Source organism: Nocardioides sp. (assembly GCF_034670285.1).
Lineage (GTDB): Bacteria > Actinomycetota > Actinomycetes > Propionibacteriales > Nocardioidaceae > Nocardioides.
On record NZ_JAXMNS010000579.1, the window covers coordinates 1 to 1,632 of the forward strand.

The 1,632-nt window shown below is 73.7% G+C and carries 2 protein-coding genes; one reads left to right on the forward strand and one right to left on the reverse strand.

Translation table 11 applies throughout. The features are described from left to right. Positions 1 to 972, reverse strand: a 972-nt coding sequence (locus VOI19_RS19240; protein ID WP_323794535.1) for an NAD(P)-binding domain-containing protein, incomplete at its 3' end; no start/stop codon positions are given. Between the two features lie 153 nt (positions 973 to 1,125). Between VOI19_RS19240 and VOI19_RS19245 the strand changes: the two genes are divergently transcribed. Beyond that, positions 1,126 to 1,632, forward strand: a 507-nt coding sequence (locus VOI19_RS19245) for an NADH pyrophosphatase zinc ribbon domain-containing protein (RefSeq protein ID WP_323794536.1), incomplete at its 3' end; no start/stop codon positions are given.

Genomic DNA, 1,632 nt, shown 5'->3' on the forward strand with positions numbered 1-1,632 from the left:
GCTCGCCGAGGGGCCGTAGCCGACCAGCTGCACCCGCGGGTCGGCTATGGCGGTGGTGCCGTCGAGGGCGATGCCTCCGCGCGGACCCCGCAGGCCCAGTGTTGCGAGGTGGGCGATCGCTGGGCGGAACCCGGTGGACCACAGGATGACGTCGACCGGCTCGAAGTCGCCGTCCGGCCAGCGCACGCCGTCCGGCTCGATGCCGGCGAACATCGGGCGGCGCTCGTAGGCGCCCACCGCCTCGGCCGCGCGCTCCTGCTCCCGCAGCGCGAGCCCGGTGACGCTCACGACGCTTGCCGGCGGCAGACCTTGCCGCACCCGCTGCTCGACGAGCGCGACCGCCTCCCGACCGACCTCGGGAGTGAAGTCGTCGGTGCGCCACACCGGTGGGCGCCGCGTCACCCAGATCGTGTCGGTCAACGGTGCGATCTCGCCGAGCAGCTGCACCGCGGACGCGCCCCCACCGACGACTACCGTGCGTCGCCCGCGGAAGTGCTCGGCACCGGGGTAGGAGTGGGTGTGCAGCTGCTCGCCCCGGAAGTCTGCGGCACCGGGGTAGTAGGGCACGAAGGGCTGGGTCCAGGTGCCGGTGGCGTTGACGAGCGTGCGAGTCACCCAGCGACGCGAGCCTGCGCGCACGATGAGCAGACCGGCCTCGTCGCCGGTGCCGTCCTCGACCGTGTCGACGTCGACCGGCCGCACGACGGGCAGGTCGTGGGCGGCCTCGTAGTCCGCGAAGTAGGCCGGCACCGCGTGGTTGGCCCGCTCGGTCGCGGGCGGCTCGGGCCGGGCGGCGTCCGGGAGTGCTGCGATGCCGTGGACGTCGCGCATGCTCAGCGAGTCCCACCGGTGCTGCCAGGCACCACCGGGCGCGCGGTCGGCGTCGAGGACCACGTGGGCGAGGCCACGTCGGGTGAGGTGGTACGACGCGGACAGCCCTGCCTGGCCGGCCCCGATCACGAGGCTGTCCAAGGGGCTGTCCAAGGGGCTGTCCAACGGGCTGTCGAGCGGAGCATCGGTGGGTCGTGCGTCGTCCATGTCAGGACAACGCCCGCCGCCCTCCGGGTATTGCCCATTCCGTGCCCATTCCATGCGCACTTCTTGCCCACTTCTATGGTGGCAGGTGTGACCTACCCGCACCTCGAGCTCAGCGCCGACCCCCACGACCGTCTGGGCCCGCGACGGGCCGACGACGACTGGCTCGCCGAGGCCTGGGCGGACCCGGCCACGCGCGTGCTGGTCGTGGCCGGCACCCGGGTGCGCCCCGTCGACGCCGCCCTGCAGTGGATCTCTCCGCAGGAGGCCCCGGACGGCGTGCGCGTCCTGCTCGGTGAGCGCGACGGCACGACCTGGTGGGCGGTGATCGCCGACGGTGCGCTGGCTCGCGACCCCGACCAGGCGGGGGAGTGGCTGCCCTTGAGAGGGCTGCTCCCGGCCCTGGCCGGCGCGGGTCGGGCTCAGGCGCCGATGGTCTTCCATGCCCTCGGTCTCGCCGAGTGGCACTGGTCGACCCGCTTCTGCCCGCGCTGCGGCGGCCACCTCACGCCTGCCGTGGCCGGGCACGAACTGCGCTGCGACGCGTGCGGGAAACCTCAGATCCCTCGCACCGACCCGGCCGTGATCATGGTCGTC